This is a genomic window from Microbacterium sp. 10M-3C3 (assembly GCF_003931875.1).
Lineage (GTDB): Bacteria > Actinomycetota > Actinomycetes > Actinomycetales > Microbacteriaceae > Microbacterium.
Genome location: NZ_CP034245.1, coordinates 1830771 through 1849691 on the forward strand (window position 1 = coordinate 1830771; position 18921 = coordinate 1849691).

At 71.6% G+C, this 18921-nt stretch carries 19 protein-coding genes and 2 tRNA genes; 6 read left to right on the forward strand and 15 right to left on the reverse strand.

The features are described from left to right. Positions 1 to 19: 19 nt before the first annotated feature. Positions 20 to 1348, forward strand: a complete 1329-nt coding sequence (locus EI169_RS08750) for an HNH endonuclease signature motif containing protein (RefSeq protein WP_125131980.1) — start codon at positions 20 to 22, stop codon at positions 1346 to 1348. A gap of 35 nt (positions 1349 to 1383) precedes the next feature. Here the strand turns inward: EI169_RS08750 and EI169_RS08755 are convergent. Both EI169_RS08755 and EI169_RS08760 read right to left on the reverse strand, forming a co-directional pair. Next, positions 1384 to 1457, reverse strand: a tRNA-Ile gene (locus tag EI169_RS08755). A gap of 40 nt (positions 1458 to 1497) precedes the next feature. Continuing rightward, positions 1498 to 2481: a DMT family transporter gene (locus EI169_RS08760; RefSeq protein WP_125131981.1), complete on the reverse strand. Its 984-nt coding sequence runs from the start codon at positions 2479 to 2481 to the stop codon at positions 1498 to 1500. A 42-nt stretch (positions 2482 to 2523) separates the two neighbouring features. Between EI169_RS08760 and def the strand changes: the two genes are divergently transcribed. Both def and EI169_RS08770 read left to right on the forward strand, forming a co-directional pair. Further along, positions 2524 to 3090 (forward strand): peptide deformylase, encoded by a 567-nt coding sequence (gene def, locus EI169_RS08765; protein ID WP_125131982.1) that lies wholly within the window; start codon positions 2524 to 2526, stop codon positions 3088 to 3090. Positions 3091 to 3154: 64 nt separating this feature from the next. Then, complete coding sequence (locus EI169_RS08770) at positions 3155 to 3817, forward strand: HAD family hydrolase (protein ID WP_125131983.1); 663 nt, start codon at positions 3155 to 3157, stop codon at positions 3815 to 3817. Positions 3818 to 3823: 6 nt separating this feature from the next. Here EI169_RS08770 and EI169_RS08775 read toward each other — a convergent pair whose 3' ends face one another. The 6 genes from EI169_RS08775 to dusB form a co-directional block, all read right to left on the reverse strand. Then, a complete protein-coding gene (locus tag EI169_RS08775; RefSeq protein WP_125131984.1) occupies positions 3824 to 4033 on the reverse strand; it encodes a hypothetical protein in 210 nt (69 codons plus the stop codon). A gap of 126 nt (positions 4034 to 4159) precedes the next feature. Further along, positions 4160 to 4232: transfer RNA gene (locus EI169_RS08780), tRNA-Asn, on the reverse strand. Between the two features lie 62 nt (positions 4233 to 4294). Continuing rightward, on the reverse strand, positions 4295 to 5068 hold the full coding sequence (locus EI169_RS08785) for an ATP-binding cassette domain-containing protein (RefSeq protein WP_125131985.1): 774 nt from the start codon (positions 5066 to 5068) through the stop codon (positions 4295 to 4297). Positions 5069 to 5100: 32 nt separating this feature from the next. Then, on the reverse strand, positions 5101 to 6978 hold the full coding sequence (dnaG, locus tag EI169_RS08790) for a DNA primase (RefSeq protein ID WP_125131986.1): 1878 nt from the start codon (positions 6976 to 6978) through the stop codon (positions 5101 to 5103). Next, entirely contained in the window at positions 6978 to 8306 is a 1329-nt protein-coding gene (locus EI169_RS08795) for a deoxyguanosinetriphosphate triphosphohydrolase (RefSeq protein ID WP_125131987.1), read from the reverse strand. The genes dnaG and EI169_RS08795 overlap by 1 nt, the downstream gene beginning before the upstream one ends. Further along, a complete protein-coding gene (dusB, locus tag EI169_RS08800) occupies positions 8296 to 9462 on the reverse strand; it encodes a tRNA dihydrouridine synthase DusB (RefSeq protein WP_125131988.1) in 1167 nt (388 codons plus the stop codon). Before dusB ends, EI169_RS08795 begins: the two co-directional genes overlap by 11 nt. A gap of 57 nt (positions 9463 to 9519) precedes the next feature. On the opposite strand from dusB, the gene EI169_RS08805 reads away from it, so the two are divergent. Further along, positions 9520 to 10020, forward strand: a complete 501-nt coding sequence (locus EI169_RS08805) for a glutathione peroxidase (protein ID WP_125131989.1) — start codon at positions 9520 to 9522, stop codon at positions 10018 to 10020. A 1-nt stretch (position 10021) separates the two neighbouring features. On the opposite strand, the gene EI169_RS08810 is transcribed toward EI169_RS08805, so the two are convergent. From EI169_RS08810 to recO, 3 genes are all read right to left on the reverse strand, one after another. Continuing rightward, the gene (locus EI169_RS08810; protein WP_125131990.1) at positions 10022 to 10696 is read right to left on the reverse strand and encodes a DsbA family oxidoreductase; all 675 of its coding nucleotides are present in this window, start codon (positions 10694 to 10696) and stop codon (positions 10022 to 10024) included. A 78-nt stretch (positions 10697 to 10774) separates the two neighbouring features. Further along, entirely contained in the window at positions 10775 to 11590 is an 816-nt protein-coding gene (locus tag EI169_RS08815; RefSeq protein WP_125131991.1) for an isoprenyl transferase, read from the reverse strand. After that, the gene (recO, locus tag EI169_RS08820; protein ID WP_125131992.1) at positions 11587 to 12315 is read right to left on the reverse strand and encodes a DNA repair protein RecO; all 729 of its coding nucleotides are present in this window, start codon (positions 12313 to 12315) and stop codon (positions 11587 to 11589) included. The genes EI169_RS08815 and recO overlap by 4 nt, the downstream gene beginning before the upstream one ends. An 87-nt stretch (positions 12316 to 12402) precedes the next feature. Between recO and EI169_RS08825 the strand changes: the two genes are divergently transcribed. Then, the gene (locus tag EI169_RS08825; RefSeq protein ID WP_125131993.1) at positions 12403 to 13104 is read left to right on the forward strand and encodes a TRIC cation channel family protein; all 702 of its coding nucleotides are present in this window, start codon (positions 12403 to 12405) and stop codon (positions 13102 to 13104) included. A 23-nt stretch (positions 13105 to 13127) separates the two neighbouring features. Here the strand turns inward: EI169_RS08825 and leuA are convergent, their stop codons facing one another. Next, on the reverse strand, positions 13128 to 14888 hold the full coding sequence (leuA, locus tag EI169_RS08830) for a 2-isopropylmalate synthase (protein WP_125131994.1): 1761 nt from the start codon (positions 14886 to 14888) through the stop codon (positions 13128 to 13130). Between the two features lie 195 nt (positions 14889 to 15083). On the opposite strand from leuA, the gene EI169_RS08835 reads away from it, so the two are divergent. Then, a complete protein-coding gene (locus EI169_RS08835) occupies positions 15084 to 15671 on the forward strand; it encodes a hypothetical protein (protein ID WP_125131995.1) in 588 nt (195 codons plus the stop codon). A 6-nt stretch (positions 15672 to 15677) separates the two neighbouring features. Here the strand turns inward: EI169_RS08835 and EI169_RS08840 are convergent, their stop codons facing one another. From EI169_RS08840 to EI169_RS08850, 3 genes are read right to left on the reverse strand one after another with little or no spacing between them, the layout of a single operon-like run. Continuing rightward, positions 15678 to 16619, reverse strand: coding sequence for an NADP-dependent oxidoreductase (locus tag EI169_RS08840; RefSeq protein WP_125131996.1), 942 nt, complete (start codon positions 16617 to 16619; stop codon positions 15678 to 15680). A 31-nt stretch (positions 16620 to 16650) separates the two neighbouring features. After that, positions 16651 to 17580: a GTPase Era gene (era, locus tag EI169_RS08845; protein ID WP_240640377.1), complete on the reverse strand. Its 930-nt coding sequence runs from the start codon at positions 17578 to 17580 to the stop codon at positions 16651 to 16653. A 38-nt stretch (positions 17581 to 17618) separates the two neighbouring features. Further along, complete coding sequence (locus EI169_RS08850) at positions 17619 to 18920, reverse strand: hemolysin family protein (protein WP_125131997.1); 1302 nt, start codon at positions 18918 to 18920, stop codon at positions 17619 to 17621. Position 18921 lies beyond the last annotated feature (1 nt).

Below are 18921 nucleotides of genomic sequence, written 5' to 3' on the forward strand. Positions count from 1 at the left end.
CGAGAGTAAGCACGTGGCAATGACCGCGAGCATCGCTCACCCCGACGAGGATGACGCCGCGCTCGTGGGCATCCTGGACCGGCTCATCGCGGCCGACGAAGCGATCGCCGAGATCGAGGCGGCGAAAGTCTGCGACCTGGCTGCGGCCCTGCGCATCGCGAACAATCGCGCCGCTCACCAGTCGGCCGAGAGGCGGATGCGCGAACTCGAGGAGCGATCGATCGCTGCGGAGATCGGGCTCGTTCTCCGCGTGAACGACCGGGCGGTGCAGAACCGGATGCACGCGGCGCTGGAGTTGGTGGAGGGCTATCCGGCGACCCTCGATGCCCTCGCGGAGAGCCGAATCTCCGCACGGCACGCGATGGTCATCGTCGAGACCGGACGGGCGCTGACCGACCCCGATACCCGCGCGCTGTACGAGGCGACGGTGCTGGAGCGGGCGCTGCGGGACACGGCGCCGCGGACGAGGGCGTTCGCCGAGCAGGTCGTCGAGGAACTCCACCCCCGGTCGATCACCGAACGGCACCGGGAGGCGGTGAAGACGCGGACAGCGTGGATGCAGCGCCGGGGCGAGGGCATGTCCGAACTGGGCATGATCGCGCCCACCGTCCTCGCCGAAGGCATCTGGGACCGGCTCACCCAGCAAGCCCACGAGACCAAGACCGCGCAGGTCGCCGCGCCCGAGGGTGACACCGAGGATGACGACGCGGTCTACGACCAGCGGAACCTGGACCAGATCCGCGCGGACATCGCCATCGACCTGCTCCTGACCGGCGGACCCACCATCGACCCCACCACCGGCGCCATCACCGGACCGGCCGGCGGGCTCGCCGCCATTCACGCGCGCGCGTCGATCGTCATCCCCGCCCTGACCGCGGCCGGGCTCGCTGACCGCGGCGCCGCCCTCGACGGCGCGACACCGGTGGATGCGGACACCGCCCGGTGCCTGCTCGCTCAGGCGCCGTCGTGGGAGCGGATCTTCACCCACCCCATCCACGGGCACGTCCTCGCCACCGACACCTACCGGCGACCCGCGAACCTCGACCGCTACCTCGCCGCCCGAGACATCCACTGCCGCTTCCCCGGATGCCGACGCCCCGCCCGGCACTGCGACCGCGACCACAACCAGGACTGGGCCCTCGGCGGCACCACCCAAGCGTGCAACCTCGCATGCCTGTGCAAACGCCACCACACCCTCAAGACCGAGAAACCCTGGAAACCGGTGCAGCTCCGCGACGGCAGCATCCACTGGACCAGCCCCCTCGGCAAAGTCTCCACCGACCCACCCGAGCGATACGTCATCTTCCGCGACGACCCCGACCCCCCACCCGGCGACCCACCCTTCTGAGACGCAGCAACGCGCATCCCGAAGGACTCGCTCGGTAGGGCGGGTGGGACTTGAACCCACGATCGTCGGGTTATGAGCCCGCTGCCTTGACCAGCTTGGCCACCGCCCCCTGCGGTGTAGAGCCTACCGGGACGCTCGACGCGCGATCGTCACGCCGGGGCGTCGCCGTCGCTGCCGCGGCGGATCGGGAGCTCCTGCGACTCGCTGACGATCTGCGGGTGGAAGCGGGTCAGTTGGATGACGCCCCACACGGCGATCGCGCCGGCGACCGCGAAGCCGATGAGCGCCCACAGGGGCGCGGTGGAGGCCTCGCCGAGCACGAGAAGGCCGATGAGCACCGCCACGAGCGGATCGATCACCGTCAGGCCCGCGATCACGAGGTCGGGGGGCCCGACCGAGTACGCCGTCTGCACGAAGTAGGCGCCGAACGCCACGGCGGACAGCAGCGCGATGAGGCACAGCAGCGTCAGCCATTCGAACTGGCCGTTCTGGATACGGCTGATGACCACCTTCGCGAGCGTGGCCACGAATCCGTAGATCACGCCGGCGGCGGTGATGTAGAAGAGGGCCCGCATGCGCCGGCGGAAGCCGAGCCACAGGAAGCCGAAGACGAGGATCACCACGACCAGGATCCCGAGGATGATCAGCAGCTGGTTCGACGTGATCGCGTGCTCGGTCGCGAAGAAGGCCGCGATCGTCACGAACAGGAAGATGCCCCCGACGCACGCGACGATCGCGACGAGCGACTGCCGCGTCGGCTTGTGCCCCGACAGCCGTGCGTTCAGCAGCGTCGTGATGACCAGGGCGATGGCCCCGAGCGGCTGCACGAGGATCAGGGGCGCGACCGACAGCGCCGCGAGCTGGCAAACGATCGCCAGCCCCAGCATCACGGTGCCGGCCACCCAGGACGGGCGGCGGACGAGCGAGAACAGCTGCGCCTTCGTGAGCCCGCCGGTGGACTTGCCCGACAGACGCTCGACCTTCTCCACACCGCGGTGCTGGTACTGCGCGCCGAAGGACATGAACAGGGCACCCAGAAGGGCGAGCGGGATGCCGAGGAGGATGCGCGGATCGCGGAAGATGCCGACGAGCTCGTCGGTCACGTCGCCCAGCGAGACTTCCGCGCCAATCACCCTTCGACACTAACCGCCCGACCGCGCGGATAGGCTCAAGGCGTGGCCGTTCTCCCGATTCGCATCATGGGCGACCCCGTCCTGCACGCCCCCGCCGCCCCCGTCGATGCCGTGACCGACGAGGTGCGCACGCTCGTCGCCGACATGTTCGAGACGATGGATGCCGCCCCGGGCGTGGGCCTCGCGGCCCCCCAGGTGGGCGTTGCCCTCCGCGTCTTCGTCTACAGCTACGCCGACGACGACGGCGCGCCGTGGCGCGGCGTCGTGATCAACCCGGAGCTGTGGCTGCGACCGCTCGAGCCAGGCGCCCCCGACCCCGACGAGGAGTCGGAGGGGTGCCTGTCGTTCCCGGGCGAGCGATTCCCGCTCCGGCGCTCGGAGGAGGCGATGCTGCGCGGCACCGACCTCGAGGGCGACCCCGTGGAGATCCGTGTGTCAGGGTGGCGCGCCCGGATCCTGCAGCACGAATTCGATCACCTCGACGGCGTCCTGTACATCGACCGGCTCGACGACGGCGACTGGAAGACGACGCAGAAGATCGCCAAGAAGCGCGGCTGGGGCCGCCCCGGCGTCTCGTGGACCCCGGGCGTCGACGACATCGACGCCTGAGCACGTCCAGCGCCGCGGCGCCACCCCCGTGCGTCCCTCGTGCGCCAGCGGATGAACTGGGGTCATGAGCTCGACACCGCGCACCGTCCTGTTCGACATCGACGGCACCCTGATCGATTCGAACTACCTCCACATCGACGCGTGGAGCCGCGCCTTCGCCGCCGTCGAACGACCGATCGCGGCCTGGCGCATCCACCGCGGGATCGGGATGGACGGCGACCTCCTCGTCGAGGAGCTGCTGGGAGCGGATGCGGCGGAGCTGGGTGGACGCGCGTCCGACATCCACTCCCGCCTGTACCGCGACATGTCGCCGCGGCTGCGGCCGCTCCACGGCGCACGCGAGCTCGTCCGCCACCTCGCACGGGACGGGCGCCGCGTCGTGCTCGCGACATCGGCGCCGCAGGACGAGCTCGAGCTCCTCCTCCCGGTCCTCGACCTCGGCGACAGCGTCGACGTGGTGACCTCGTCCGCCGATGCCGACACCGCCAAGCCCGCGCCCGACCTCCTCCAGGTCGCGCTCGAACGCGCCGACACGGCGCCGGACGATGCCGTGATGATCGGCGACTCGGTGTGGGACATGCGCGCCGCCCGACGTGCCGGCCTGCGCGGGATCGGCGTTCTCACCGGCGGCGTGGGAGCCGCGGAGCTGGAGGAAGCGGGAGCCGACGCCGTCTTCCGGGACGCGGCGGACCTGCTCGAGCGGATCGCGGAGAGCCCGCTCGCGTGAGACGGCTCAGGCCTCCCGCGCCTCGCGGTGCGACGCCTGCGTCGCGGTCGAGTTGACCTGCAGGACGGCGATGGCCTCGTGCAGGGAGCCCACCGGCGCCTCGATCTCGTCGAAGTGGTGCACGAAGCCGTTCGCGTCGCGGGCCGTGACGGTGACGAACGCGTAGCCGTGACGCGGAACGCGCACGCCCTTCGACCGATCCTTGCGCTCACCCATCCGGCCGTTCCCTCCCACGCGTCGACCATACCGCCGCCGCGGCGACCGCGACCGTCAGGACACGCGCCCGCCGACCGCCGCCGGGGCAAGAAGAAACGGCCCCGAAGTGGAGTTCGGGGCCGTTCGCTCCCCGGCTTGGACTCGAACCAAGAACCTATCGGTTAACAGCCGATTGCTCTGCCAATTGAGCTACCGAGGAAGAGCCCGCTCCGCGAGCGGGCAACCCCACCATGCTAGCAAAGGCTGGACGGTGTTCCGAACTCACCGGGCGCCCGCGCGTGGCGCGTCCGACTCGTCGGGCGTCCACAGCAGATCGTCCGCGTGGTGCCCGTAGGCGACCGGGTGTCCGCCGCGCAGCACGAGCACCTCGGCGTCGAGCTCACGGGCGGCCTCGCGATCGTTCGTGACGATCAGCGTGGCCATGCCGAAGGCGTCCCGCCGCCGCGTCAGGGCGTCGCGCGCAGCGACGCGCACCTCGACGTCGAGATTCGCGTACGGATCGTCGGCGATGAGCACCCGCGGATCCAGCACGAGCGCGCGGGCGATCGCGACGCGCTGCCGCATTCCCGCTGACAGCTCGTAGGGGTACTTCGCCGCAGCTCCCAGGGGCAGCTTCATCTCGTCAAGGAGCGTCGCCACCCGCACTGCGAGGGCGCGCCCGTTCACGCGGCGATCGCGCGACGTGATGGGCTCCGAGATCACCTCCGACACCGTCAGCCGCGCCGGCAGGTCGGCACCCGCGCGCTGCGGCAGATGGGCCGCGAACCACGTGAGCTGTCGCCGCGCGCGCCCGGGACGTCGCGCGTCGATGCCGGCGACCGTCGCGGCGCCGCCCACGGCGGTGATGCCCTCCCCCGCCGCGCCGGCGAGGAAGGCGGCGAGGGTCGACTTGCCCGCTCCGGTCGGACCCATCAGGGCGAGTGAGCGGCCGCGGTCGATGCGCAGCGACACGCCTTCGACGATGCGGACGCCGCCGCGCGCGAGCGAAAGGTCGTCGGTGCGGACGAGGGTGTCCGACGGTGGCTCGCGACGCATGTCATCATCCTGCCCCGCCGGCGGGCGCCGCGCTACTCGGCGGCGAGGAGCTTCTGGCGCTCGCGGTCGAGATCGCGCAGCCGGATGCGCAGGCCACGCCCCTCCTCCGACTCGGGGGGCACCCGCTGGATCGCTCCCAGGAGCTCGGTCTTCTCCCGCTCCAGCCGGCGGATGAGCAGCCGTCGCGCCAGGTCTTCGGCGCTCGCCACGGCGTGCAGCTCGTCCCGTGCCGGGAACTCGGCGGTGAGCAGCTCGGCTCCGAGCGAGCGGAACGGCTCGCGCACCGTCTGGACGGCCTCCACCGACCATCCCGGGCGCGCGCGGTCGTCGACGGCCGCCACCGCGGCGCGCACGGCCTCGAGGGCCGGGTGGCCGAAGGGCGTGGCGACCGCCTCCGCCAGCACGGCCGCATCGATCCGGTGGCCGTACTGGAGGAACGCCATGAGCGCGTCGCGTTCCAGGGCCGCATCCGCCGTCCGCGGCAGGGACGCGATCGTGACCCGCAGCTCGGATTCGGCCGGGGGTGCCGGCTCTTCCCGACCGCGGGGTGCGGGGCGGTCGGCGCCACTCGCGGCGGGCGCGGCCGCCGAGCGCCGACGTACCCGCTCCACCTCGCGGTGCACTTCGGCGAGGTCTTCGCCGAGCCGCCGCGCGAGGACGTGCTCGTAGCGGCGGCGCAAAGGCTCGTCGCGGATGTCGGCGAGCAGCGGCGCCGCCGCGGCGAGCCCCGCCAGGCGGCCCTCCACGGTGCCGAGGTCGAGGCCCTTGATCCGCTGATCGATGACGAACTCGAACATGGGCACCTTCGTGCGCATGAGGTTGGCCACCGCCGCGTCGCCGCGCTGAAGGCGGAGGTCGCATGGGTCGAGGCCGTCGGGCGCGACGGCCACGAAGCTCTGCGCGTTGAGGGTGCGCGTCTCGGCGAACGCGCGCACGGCCGCCTTCTGCCCCGCGGCATCGGGATCGAAGGTGAACACGACCTCGGCGGACTGCTCGTCGCCGATGATCCGGCGGACGATCTTCATGTGCTCGGCGCCGAACGCCGTCCCGCACGTCGCGACCGCGGTCGTGACGCCCGCGAGGTGGCACGCCATGACGTCGGTGTACCCCTCGACGACCACGACACGCCGCACATCGCCGCGCGTCATGTCGCGCTTGGCAAGATCGAGCCCGTACAGCACCTGGGCCTTGCGGTAGATCGGGGTCTCGGGCGTGTTGAGGTACTTCGGCCCGGGATCGTCGTCGTAGAGCTTGCGCGCGCCGAACCCGATCACCTGACCGGTCACGTCGCGGATCGGCCAGACCACGCGACCGCGGAAGCGGTCGTAGACGCCGCGCTGGCCGGTGGAGACGAGGCCCGCCTGCGTGAGCTCCTCCCGCGTGAACCTCTGGGCGAGCAGGTGGTCGGTCAGCGCCGACCAGCCCTTCGGCGCGTACCCGACACCGAAATGCGCCGCGGCTCCCGCGTCGAACCCTCGCTCCCCCAGGAACCGCCGCGCGGCCTCCGCGTCGGGGTCGGCCAGGCGCCCGCGGTAGAACTCCGCCGCCGCCGCGTTCGCCGCGTACAGCCGCGAGCGCCCCGACGTCTCGGGCGCTGCACCGCCGTCCTCGTAGTGCAGGGTGTAGCCGATGCGGGCCGCGAGCCGCTCGACCGCCTCGGTGAACGACAGGTGGTCCATCGCCCGCAGGAACGAGTAGACGTCGCCCGACTCGCCGCATCCGAAGCAGTGGTAGTAGCCGACCTGCGGACGCACATGGAAGCTCGGGCTGCGCTCGTCGTGGAAGGGACACAGTCCCTTCAGCGAGCCGACGCCGGCGGACTTCAGTGCGACGCGCTCCCCGACGATGTCGGCGATGTTCGTGCGGGCCTTGACCTCTTCGACGTCGGCCTGGCGGATGCGCCCGGCCATCAGTGCGGACCGCTCCGGGAGAGGCCCGGCGCCCAGATGCCGAGCGAGGCCGAGTCGACCTCGCCCACGAGACGGCTGTGCCATGCGAGCGCCAGCTGGTCGGTGAGACTCGCGACCTGGTCGACGATGACGCGCTTGCGCGCCGTGTCGTCGGCTGCGCCGGCGAAGTCGGCCGCGTGGAGCGGGTCGAGGCTCTCGGGCGACTCCCACAGGACCGTGGCGAGGCGCTTGAGCACGCGGCGCTGCTCCTTGTAGAGCGGGCGGCGCACGTCGATGGAGACCACCGTGGCGCCGATGATGCCTTTGAGCACCGCCATCTCGGCCTCGATGACCCGCGGCACGACGACGTGCGCGCGGTATCGCGTGAGCGTCTCGACCGGGTACGCCTCGCGCGTGGCCGTCGTCGCCGCGCGCGCGAAGCGGCCGATGAGGTCGCTCGTGAGGTTCTTCAGCCGCGCGAGCGCGGGGCGGGTGCCGTCGAACTCCCGGATCCATTCCGGCATGCGCATGAGACGGTACAGGGCGTCCGCCAGCTCGTCGCGGGCGAAGTCGTAGCCGACCCACGTCTGGATCGCCGACAGCAGCGCCTCGTGCTCGCCGGGGGCCGCCAGGCGTGCGGGGTCGAGGTAGCGGTTCACGATCGCGTCCTCGAAGTCGTGCACGGAGTACGCGATGTCGTCGGAAAGGTCCATGACCTCGGCCTCGATGCAGCGCACGCGCCCGGGCGCCCCGTCGCGCAGCCAGCGGAACACCGGTTCGTCCTCGGGGTACACGCCGAACTTCAAGCGACCGCCCGGGTCGGGCACCGGGTGCTCGGCCGTCCACGGATACTTGCACGCAGCGTCGAGGCTCGCGCGCGTGAGGTTGAGGCCGTAGCTCGTGCCGTCGGGCTCGACGACCTTGGGCTCGAGGCGGCTGAGGATCCGCAGGGTCTGCGCATTGCCCTCGAAGCCGCCGATGTCCTCGGCCCAGTCGTTGAGCGCGCGCTCGCCGTTGTGGCCGAAGGGCGGGTGTCCGAGGTCGTGGCTCAGGCACGCCGTGTCGACGACGTCAGGAGAGAGCTGTAGCGCGGTGGCCAGCTCACGGCCGACCTGGGCGACCTCGAGCGAATGCGTCAGCCGGTTCCGCGCGAAATCGGCGGGGCTGGCTGGGCTCAGCACCTGCGTCTTGGCAGCGAGGCGCCGCAGCGCCGCGGAGTGCAGCACGCGCGCACGATCGCGCGCGAAATCGTCGCGCTGCGATCGGTGCTGCTCGTGCAGGAAGCGCTCGGCGTCGGCGTCCGCGTAGCCGACCGGGCGCGACGCCCCCGCGCTCGTCTCAACCGCCACTGGTCTCCAGTTCCGCGTCGGCGAGCGTGCGGGATGCGGCGTCCCCGAGCTCGCGCGAGTCGAGCCAGCCGTCCGGCAGCGCGGGGCGCTTGGGCGTGCCCGCCCGGCCGCGCTGGCCCTCCGCGGCGGCGCCGGGGTACGGCGCGTCGAGGTCGAGCTCGCCCAGCAGGCCGTCGATCTCCTGCAGCGTGGAGGCGGTCGCCAGGCGCGCCCGCAGGTCTCCGCCGACGGGGTAGCCCTTGAAGTACCACGCGACGTGCTTGCGGATGTCGCGGCACCCGCGCCCCTCATCCTCGAAGAACTCCACGAGCAGCTCGGCGTGGCGCCGGAAGGCCCGAGCGACGAAGCCGAGGGTCGCGTCGACGGGGTCCGCCGCACGTGCGGAGTCGCCGCCGAGCGTGCGGGCGAGATCGCCGAACAGCCACGGCCGGCCGAGGCAGCCGCGCCCCACGACGACGCCGTCGCATCCGGTCTCGGCCATCATGCGCGCGGCGTCCTCCGCCGACCAGATGTCGCCGTTGCCGAGCACCGGCACCGAGGCGACCGCGTTCTTGAGACGCGCGATCGCGTCCCAATCCGCCGTGCCGGAGTAGAACTCCGATGCGGTGCGGGCGTGGAGGGCGACGGCCGCGACGCCCGCGTCCTCCGCGATGCGCCCGGCCTCGAGATACGTCAGGTGGTCGGCGTCGATGCCCTTGCGCATCTTCACCGTCAGGGGGATGTCGCCGGCGGCCCGCACCGCGCGGGTCACGATGTCGCGGAAGAGACCCGTCTTCCACGGCAGCGCCGCTCCCCCGCCCTTGCGCGTCACCTTCGGCACGGGGCATCCGAAGTTGAGGTCGATGTGATCGGCGTGGTCTTCGGCGACGATCATGCGGACGGCCGCCTCGACGGTGGCGGGGTCGACGCCGTAGAGCTGAATCGACCGCGGCGTCTCGGATTCGTGGTGGCGGATGAGGCGCATCGTCGTGGCGTTGCGCTCGACCAGCGCGCGCGTCGTGATCATCTCGCTCACGTAGAGTCCGGCCCCGTACTCGCGGCACAGGCGGCGGAAGGCGGTGTTGGTGATGCCGGCCATCGGCGCGAGCACGACGGGCGCGTCGAGCGTGATCGGGCCGATGCGCAGAGCACGCGTCGGGGCGGGGGCGATGGTCACCTCTGTATTCTCCCAGACGCAGCCGGGGCGACGTCGCTCCCGCCGTACGCTGGGGGCATGGCCGAGGAATCCACAGATCTGCGCAGCATCCCGTTCGAGACGGCGGACGGATCGACCGCGACGCTCGCCGACTACGGCAGCGACGTCCTGCTGATCGTCAACGTCGCCTCGCGGTGCGGCCTCGCGCCGCAGTACGAGCAGCTCGAGGAGCTGCAGCGCACGTACGGCGACCGCGGCCTGCAGGTGGTCGGCTTCCCGTGCAACCAGTTCATGGGTCAGGAGCCGGGCTCGATGGAGGAGATCCTCGAGTACTGCTCGACGACGTGGGGGGTCACGTTCCCGGTGAACGCGAAGGTGCGCGTCAACGGCTCCCACGCGGCGCCCCTGTACAAGGCGCTCAAGCGCGCGAAGGACGCCGAGGGCAAGCGGGGCCCGATCCTGTGGAACTTCGAGAAGTTCGTCCTCACGCCCGAGGGCACCGTCCACCGCTTCCGGCCGCCGGTGAAGCCGGACGACCCCGCCATCGTGCGGGTGATCGAGGACGCACTGCCCCGCTGAGTCAGCCGGCCGGCTGAGCCGTCCGCTCCGACCACACCTGCCGTGCGATCTGCGCGAACGCGTCGGCGGGCTGGGCGCCGCTCACGCCGTACTTGCCGTCGATGACGAAGAACGGCACGCCGTTGATGCCGTACGCGGCGGCCTGCTGCTGATCCGCCCGGACGTCGGCGAGATAGGTGTGCTCCTCGAGCGCACGTCGTGCCTCGGCACCGTCGAGCCCGACCTCCTCCGCGAGCGCGACGAGCTCGTCGTCGCGTCCGACGTGACGGCCCTCGGTGAAGTATGCCGACATCAGCCGCTCCGCCAGTTCGAGCTGACGCCCGTGGGCCTTCGCGAAGTGCAGCAGCTCGTGCGCCTTGACCGTGTTGGTGTGCTGCAGCGTGTCGAACCGGTACTGCAGGCCCGCCTCCGCGGCCACGCCGGCGACGCGGTCGAGCATCTGCTGCGCCTGCTCGCGCGAGATGCCCTTGTGCGTCGAGAGGTAGTCCGCCTCGCCGCCCTCGAAGTCGACGGGAGTGTCGGGCGAAAGCTCGAACGAGTGGTACTCCACCTCCACGCGCGGCACGTGGGGGTCATCCGCGACCTGCGCCAGCCCGTTCTCGAGGTTCCGCTTGCCGATGTAGCACCACGGGCAGGCGATGTCGCTCCACACGTCGATCTTGATGGGTTCGCTCACGCTGGGTGCAACGTGACCCTTTCCCCTGTATTCCCGATGATCCGGGAGGCGGACCTCGCGCGCGGATGACGGCGGGCCTCAGATGCCGTCGGGGCCCTCCGGGGCGTCGATCGCGCCGCCGAAACGCCGGTCGCGGTCGAGGTAGCGTTCGATCGCGTTCCACAGATGGCGACGGCGGAAGTCCGGCCACAGCGTGTCGAGGAACACGAATTCGGCGTAGGCCGACTCCCACAGCAGGAAGTTCGACGTGCGCTGCTCGCCGCTTGAGCGCACGAAGAGGTCGACGTCGGGCATGTCCGGCTGGTACAGGTGCCGGCGGACGAGCTTCTCCGAGATCGCGGCGGGCTTGAGGCGCCCCGCGGCGATGTCCTCCCCCATGCGTCTCATGGCGTCGACGAGCTCGATGCGCCCGCCGTAATTGACGCACATCGTGAGGGTGAGCACGTCGTTGCCGGCCGTCAGCTGCTCGGCGTACTGCAGCTCTTTGATGACCGATCCCCACAGCCGAGGCTTTCGGCCGGCCCAGCGGACGCGCACGCCCCACTCGTTGAGCTGGTCGCGCCGGCGATGGAGCACCTCGCGATTGAACCCCATGAGGAAGCGCACCTCGTCGGGCGAGCGCGCCCAGTTCTCCGTTGAGAACGCGTACACCGACAGGTGCTTCACACCCGCCTGCACGGCGCCGGCGACGACGTCGAGCAGGGCGGCCTCGCCGGCACGGTGTCCCTCGACACGCGTCAGGCCCTGCCGGTTCGCCCACCGGCCGTTGCCGTCCATGACGATGGCGACGTGCGCGGGCACCGAGCCGCGAGGGAACGCGGGCGGCTGCTCCCCCGTCCAGTCCAACGGCCGGAACGGCACCGCATCCTTGTGGGTGTAGGGCTTCGGGGTCATCCAGGACCTTCCACGTGGGCGAGCGAGCGGATCCCGCGTTCGAGGTGCCACTGCGCGTACGCGGCGATGAGACCGGATGCGGCGGCCGAGCTCTCGGCGGCGGCGTGATCGACGGCATCCCAGTCGCCGCGCAGCAGCGCGCGCAGGAGCGAGGCGGTGGGAGACGCGATGCGCGCGGCGCCGACGGGGGCGCAGTCGAGGCACACGAGACCGCCGAGCTGCGCCACGAAGGACTCGTGGTCGCCGGGGCGGCCGCAGCGCGCGCACTCCTCGAGCCCCGGCGCCCAGCCCGACAGCGCCATCGCGCGCAGCAGGTAGGAGTCCAGGACGCTCCGCGCGGCGTGCTCGCCGCGCGCGAGCGCGCGCAGCCCGCCCACCAGGAGCAGATACTGCTGCGCCGTGGCCTCGGCCTCGTTGAGGCGGTCCGCCGTCTCGACCATCGCGTGCGCGGAGGTGTAGCGGTCGTAGTGGGCGGCGATGTCGGCGCCGTACGCGCCGAGCGACTCGGCCTGCTGCACGATGTCGAGCGAGCGGCCCTGATGCAGCTGCACATCGGCGACCATGAAGGGCTCGAGGCGGGCGCCGAACTTCGACGAGGTCCGCCGGACGCCCTTCGCGACCGCGCGGATCTTGCCGTGGCGACGGCCGAGCATCGTCACGATGCGGTCCGCCTCCCCGAGCTTGTGGGTACGCAGGACCACGACCTCGTCGCGGTAGGTGGGCACGCTCCATTATCCGCCCGACCCCGGCGGGTGAGGCGGCGGCACGTCGCGTCGCCCGCGATGTCGCGCGATCCCCGAGACAATGGTGGGGTGAACGAGCCGGCCTTCGTCATCCCGCTGTGGGCGGATCTCGTCGCCGTCGGGCTCGGCGGGGTGCAGGGGGCGCTGTTCGCCTCGGGCTTCCGCGGGCAGCGGCGACTCGACTTCCTCGGTGTGGCGATCATCGGCATCGTGATCGGCATGGGAGGCGGGCTCATCCGCGACCTGCTGCTGGGTGTCGTGCCCGCGACGCTGCAGCACAACGGCTACCTCCTGACCGCGACGGGCGCGGCCATCGTCGGCATGCTGCTCGCCGGGATCTTCGAGCGGCTGACCGCGGTCATCGTGGGCCTCGACGCGATCGTGATCGGCCTGTTCGGCGCGTTCGGAACCAGCAAGGCGCTCGCGCTGGGCCTGCCGCTCGTGCCGGCCGTGTTCGTGGGGGTCTTCGCGGCGGTCGGCGGCAGCGTCCTGCGCGACGTCCTCATGGGGCTGCCGGTCGCCATCATGCACGTCGGGTCGCTCTACGCGGTCGCCGCGGGGGTGGGATGCCTCGTGCTCGCCGTCGCCGACGCGTTCGGCGCGCCGCTCGTGGCCGCCGCGATCGCGGGCGTCGTCGTCACCGCCGTCATCCGCATCCTGGCGGTGATCTTCGACCTCTCGCTGCCCGAGCAGCGCATGCTGTACCGCCGGAAGGTCGCCGTAGAGACCTCGGCCATCACGATCGTGCGTCCGCCGGAGGACGCGGCCTGACCGCAGGCCGCGTCCTCGACGCGTCAGACGGAGGCGAGCTCTCGCTGGGCCTCGCGGATGCGGATCGCGCGGTTCACGCCCGAGACGATCGCCTTGAGGCTCGCCGTGGAGATGTCGCCGTCGATGCCGACGCCCCACAGGCGCACGTCGTCGACCTGCAGCTCGACGTAGGCGGCGGCCTGCGCGTCGCCGGCGGCGCTCATGGTGTGCTCGACGTAGTCGTAGAGCGCGATGTCGAACCCGCGCGCGCGGACGATCTCGAGGAACGCGGCGATCGGCCCGTTGCCGTGGCCGGTCTCGTCGGCCACGGCGTCGCCGTCGCGCAGGCGCACCTGCAGCTCGACGTCGCCGGTCATCTCGCTCGCCGAGCGCGTGCCCAGCAGCTCGAAACGACCCCAGCGCTCCTCCGCCACGGCGGAGGGCAGGTACTCGTCGGTGAAGATGTCCCAGATCTGCTGGCTCGTCACCTCGCCGCCCTCGGCGTCGGTCTTGGCCTGCACGACACCGGAGAACTCGATCTGGAGCTTGCGCGGCAGATCGAGCGCGTGGTCGGCCTTCAGGAGATAGGCGACACCGCCCTTTCCCGACTGCGAGTTGACGCGGATGACCGCCTCGTACGAGCGGCCCAGGTCCTTCGGGTCGATCGGCAGGTACGGTACGGCCCACTCGATCTCGTCGACCGAGACGCCGGCGGCCTCGGCGCGCGCGGCCATCGCCTCGAAGCCCTTCTTGATCGCGTCCTGGTGCGACCCGCTGAACGCGGTGAAGACCAGATCGCCGGCCCACGGGCTGCGCTCGGGGACGGGAAGCTGGTTGCAGTACTCGACGGTGCGCTTGACCTGGTCGATGTCGCTGAAGTCGATCTGCGGATCGATGCCCTGCGTGAGGAGGTTCACGCCCAGCGCGACCAGGTCGACGTTGCCCGTCCGCTCGCCGTTGCCGAAGAGGCACCCTTCGATGCGGTCGGCGCCGGCCATGTAGCCGAGCTCCGCGGCGGCGACCGCCGTGCCGCGGTCGTTGTGCGGATGCAGCGACAGGATGACGTTCTCGCGGTGGTTCAGGTGCCGCGACATCCACTCGATCGAGTCGGCGTAGACGTTGGGCGTCGCCATCTCGACCGTCGCGGGGAGGTTGAGGATGACCTTCCGCTCCGGCGTCGGCTCGAACACCTCGAGCACCTGGTTGCAGATGTCGACGGCGAACTCCAGCTCGGTGCCGGTGTAGCTCTCGGGCGAGTACTCGTAGAAGACCTGCGTCTCGGGGACCGTCTTCTCGTACTGCCGGCACAGGCGCGCGCCCTCGAGGGCGATGTCGATGATCCCCTGCTTGTCGGTGCGGAACACCACCTCACGCTGCAGCACGCTCGTCGAGTTGTAGAGGTGCACGATCGCGCGACGCGCGCCCGCGATCGACTCGTACGTGCGCGCGATGAGATGCTCGCGCGCCTGCGTCAGCACCTGGATCGTGACGTCCTCGGGGATGAGGTCTTCCTCGATCAGCTGCCGCACGAAGTCGAAGTCGGTCTGGCTGGCGCTCGGGAAGCCGACCTCGATCTCCTTGTAGCCCATCTTGACGAGCAGGTCGAACATGACCCGCTTGCGCTCGGGGCTCATCGGGTCGATGAGCGCCTGGTTGCCGTCGCGCAGGTCGACGGCGCACCAGCGAGGCGCGGTCGTGATGCGGGCGCTCGGCCACGTGCGATCGGGCAGGTCCACCCGGATCTGCTCGTGGTACGGACGGTACTTGTGCGTCGGCATGCCCGACGGCTTCTGGTGGTTCTCCATGATGTCGCTCTCCGCTGTCAGGGGGACGGGCCGACGACGAGCTCCGCGACGGGGAAGGCCCTAGATCGAGGCCCCGTCGCGGCGGCTAAGGAGGAGAAGCCCGCTGACGCGCATGGCACGACCTTACACCCGCGCGCCGCCGAGGCCGAAACGCGCGTCTGTGAGACGGATGCCCGCGCGGCGACACTTCCCAGCATGGGAATCAATCGCCGGGCGGGGCTGCTCGCGGCCCTCGGAGCACTGGCCATCGCGATCGCAGGGTGCGCGACCGGCGCGGGCGGAGCCGCCGCACCGACGGAGACGGCGGTGATCGGCGCCGGCACCGTGATCGACGACGGCGACGGCGCGCAGCTGTGCCTCGGCCCGGTCGGCCTGTCCGAGCCGCCGACGTGCGCGGGGATCCCGCTCGCGGGGTGGCGGTGGGAGGCCGTCGACGGCGCGAGCGAGACGGCGGGCGTCCGCTGGGGCACGTGGGCGGTGCCCGGCACGTGGGACGGCGAGCGGCTCGCCGTCGACGGCGACCCCGTCCCGCTCGCGCTGTACGACCCGATGCCGTTCCCGTGGCCCGACGGGGTGGGCCCGCTTTCCGACGCCGACGCGGCGCGCATCGGTGAGCAGCTCGGTGCGCGATGGGACGGATTCCTGCAGTCCTCTCCCCGCGACGGCCGGGCGGATGTGGTGGTCGCGTACGACGACGGCAGCCTGCAGGAGGAGGCCGACCGCGCCTACGGCGAAGGCGCCGTCGTCGTCACCTCCGCGCTGCGCCCGCTCGTGGAGGGCTGAACCGGCTCACGGCAGGAGCGCGACCTTGCCGCCGGGGTGGCCGTCGGCCACGAAGCGCAGCGCCGCGACGGCCTGGGCGAGGGGGAAGGTGCGTGCCACCGGCACCTCGAGCCGGCCCTCGTCGGCGAGGGCGATGAGGCCGGGCCGGGCGGCCGCGCGGAAGCGCGCGCTCTCCGGACGGGCACCCGCGATCCACCGGAAACCGTCGCGCTCCGCGGCGGGCGTGTTCGCGATCGTCACGATGCGGTCGCGCTCGGCGACGAGCTCGAGCGACACGGCGACCGCCTCCTCGGTGCCGACGGCGTCCCAGGCCGCCGCCACCGCAGCGCCCTCCGCCGCCGCGCGCACGCGCTCGGCGAGCCCCGTGCCGTACTGGACGGGCACACCGCCGTAGCGACGCACGCGCTGGGCCGACGCATCCGAGCCCACCGTGCCGATGACCCGGATGCCGCGGACCGCCGCCTGCTGGAGCGCGCTCACGCCCACCGCGCCCGACGCGCCGTGGAGCAGCACCGTCTCGCCGGCCACCGCGCGGGTGACTGCGATCATCTCCGCGGCCGTCGTCCCGGCGAGGAGGAGGTTCGCCGCCGCCGGATGATCGAGGGCGCGCGGCTTGTGCAACACGGTGTCGGCCGGCACCGTCAACTCGGTCGCGTATCCGCCCTGCACACGGAACGCGACGACCTCGTCTCCGGCACGGGCCTCCCCCGATGCGATGGACGTGTCGGGTCCGACGGCGCTCAGCTCGCCCGACACCTCGTAGCCGATCGCGACCGGGAACTCCTGCCCGGCCCGGCGCTGGGCGACGTGCTTGTAGTCGGCGGGATTGACGCCCCCGGCGTGCACGCGGATCGTCACCTCCCCCGCGCGCGGCGCCGGGACGTCGGCCTCCTCGTACGACCACGTCTCCGGTGCGCCCGGCGCGGATGCCACCCAGTGTCGCGCCATGTCGCGCCACCCTCCTGCCGGATCTCCGGCGTCAGAAGCCCAGTCGGCCGAGCTGCTTGGGGTCGCGCTGCCACTCCTTGGCGACACGCACGTGCAGGGAGAGGAACACCCGCGTTCCCACGAGCGGCTCTATGCCGGCCCGTGCCCGGGCTCCGACGTCCTTGAGCCGCGCGCCCTTCCGGCCGATGATGATGGCCTTCTGGCTGTCGCGCTCGACGACGATGTTGGCGAACACGTCGGTGAGCTCGCCGTCCTCCCGCGGTGCGATGTCCTCGATCGTCACCGCGATCGAGTGCGGCAGCTCGTCGCGCACGCCCTCGAGGGCGGCCTCCCGGATGATCTCCGCGACACGGTCCTCGAGCGACTCGTCGGTGGTGACGCCCTCCCCGTACAGCGCGGGGCCCTCCGGCATGAGGGCGAGCAGCTCGTCCGAGAGGACGTCGAGCTGGTCGCGCGTCAGCGCCGACAGCGGGATCACGGCGTGCCAGTCCTCGCGGAGGGAGTCGACCTCCATGAGGCGCTCCATGATCTCGTCGCGGGTCGCCGCATCCGTCTTGGTCACGATCGCGACCTTCTTGGCGCGCGGGTATCCCGACAGCGACTCCGCGATGCGGCGGTCGCCGGGACCGACCTTCTCGACCGCCGGCACGCAGAAGCCGATGACGTCGACGTCGCCGAGCACCTGCTCGACGAGGTCGTTCAGCCGCTGGCCGAGGAGCGTGCGGGGCTTGTGGATGCCGGGGGTGTCGACGATCACGAGCTGACCGCCGGGCCGGTTGACGATACCCCGGATGGCGCGGCGCGTGGTCTGCGGCTTCGCGCTCGTGATCGCGACCTTCTCGCCCACGAGCGCGTTCGTGAGTGTCGACTTGCCGACGTTGGGTCGTCCCACGAAAGTCACGAAGCCGGAGCGGTGCACGGCGCGGTCGGGCGAGGACGCGTCGGAGGCGGAATCGGTCACACTCAATTCTGCATGCCGAACGCGATCGCGCGGACGGATCAGTCCTCCGCCGCCTCGCGCGGCGCCGACGCGCCGTCGGCCTCGGGCGCCTCGGCGCGCTCGACGAAGACCGTCGCGATCCCTCGCCCGCGGCCACGCGAGGCGCCGCCGGTCATCACGAGGCCCGAGTGCTCCGCGGTGCTGCCGGGCTGCGGGATGCGCCCGAGCGCCTTGCCGAGCAGGCCGCCGATGGAGTCGACGTCTTCGTCGTCGAGGTCGAGCCCGAAGAGGTCGCCGACCTCGTCGAGACCGAGACGAGCGCTCACTCGGTAGCGTCCGGGCTCGAGCTCGACCACCTCCGTGGGCTTGGCGTCGTACTCGTCGGAGATCTCGCCCACGAGCTCCTCGATGAGGTCCTCGAGCGTCACCAGCCCCGACACGCCGCCGTACTCGTCCACGACGAGGCACACGTGCACCGCATCCCGCTTCATCTGCTGCAGGAGCGTCTCCGCGCGCATCGACTCGGGCACGAACACCGCCGGACGCGCGATGCGCCGCACCGGCGCGTCGCGCCAGCCCTGCTCGTCGCGGAACCCGAACTGCACGAGGTCCTTCAGGTACAGCATCCCCACGACGTCGTCCGCCTCGTCGTCCAGGAGCGGGATGCGCGAGACGCCCTTCTCCAGGAACAGCCCGAGCGCGGCGCGCGTGCTGGCGTCCGCGTCCACAGACACCATGTCGGTGCGCGGCACCATCACTTCGCGGACGTACCGGTCGGTGAAGTCGAAGACCGAGTGGATGAGCTCGCGGTCGTCCTCCTCGATCAGCTCGTTCTCCGCCGCCTCGTCGATGATGCTGAGCAGCTGCTCCTCCGACGCGAACGACGATCCGGACGAGATGCCCGGCGTCACGCGGTTGCCCAGAGCGGTGAGGCCGTAGGCGAGCGGACCGATGATGAGCCGTGCGGCACGCACGAGGGGCGCCGCGGCGCGCAGGAGTCCACGGGCGTGCTGACGCCCCACCGAGCGCGGACTGACGCCGACGGCGACGAAGGAGATGCCCGTCATCAGTACGGCCGCGGCGAGGGCCGCCCACCAGATGCTGTCGAACAGCTGCACGAAGGCCAGCGTCACGAGCACCGCGGCGGAGGTCTCGGCGAGGACGCGGATGAAGATCACCGCGTTGCCGTGGGCGTCGGGGTCGGCGGCGATCCGGCGCAGCGACGTCGAGGTGCGTCCGCCGTCGGCGAGCTCCAGGAGATCCGCGCGGGAGGTCACGCCCAGCGCCGCATCGATCGCGGACATGAGCCCACCGAAGGCGACCAGCAGCAGCGCCGCCAGAAGCAGCAGGGTCTCTGTCACG

Excerpts from the sequence above, each read along its gene's own strand:
- EI169_RS08750 (WP_125131980.1), top strand. The coding sequence starts at position 20 with ATGACCGCGAGCATCGCTCACCCCGACGAGGATGACGCCGCGCTCGTG.
- EI169_RS08785 (WP_125131985.1), bottom strand. The coding sequence starts at position 5,068 with ATGCGTCGCGAGCCACCGTCGGACACCCTCGTCCGCACCGACGACCTT.
- EI169_RS08805 (WP_125131989.1), top strand. The coding sequence starts at position 9,520 with ATGGCCGAGGAATCCACAGATCTGCGCAGCATCCCGTTCGAGACGGCG.
- EI169_RS08770 (WP_125131983.1), top strand. The coding sequence starts at position 3,155 with ATGAGCTCGACACCGCGCACCGTCCTGTTCGACATCGACGGCACCCTG.
- leuA (WP_125131994.1), bottom strand. The coding sequence starts at position 14,888 with ATGGAGAACCACCAGAAGCCGTCGGGCATGCCGACGCACAAGTACCGT.
- dnaG (WP_125131986.1), bottom strand. The coding sequence starts at position 6,978 with ATGGCCGGGCGCATCCGCCAGGCCGACGTCGAAGAGGTCAAGGCCCGC.
- EI169_RS08840 (WP_125131996.1), bottom strand. The coding sequence starts at position 16,619 with ATGGCGCGACACTGGGTGGCATCCGCGCCGGGCGCACCGGAGACGTGG.
- EI169_RS08835 (WP_125131995.1), top strand. The coding sequence starts at position 15,084 with ATGGGAATCAATCGCCGGGCGGGGCTGCTCGCGGCCCTCGGAGCACTG.
- EI169_RS08815 (WP_125131991.1), bottom strand. The coding sequence starts at position 11,590 with ATGACCCCGAAGCCCTACACCCACAAGGATGCGGTGCCGTTCCGGCCG.
- EI169_RS08775 (WP_125131984.1), bottom strand. The coding sequence starts at position 4,033 with ATGGGTGAGCGCAAGGATCGGTCGAAGGGCGTGCGCGTTCCGCGTCAC.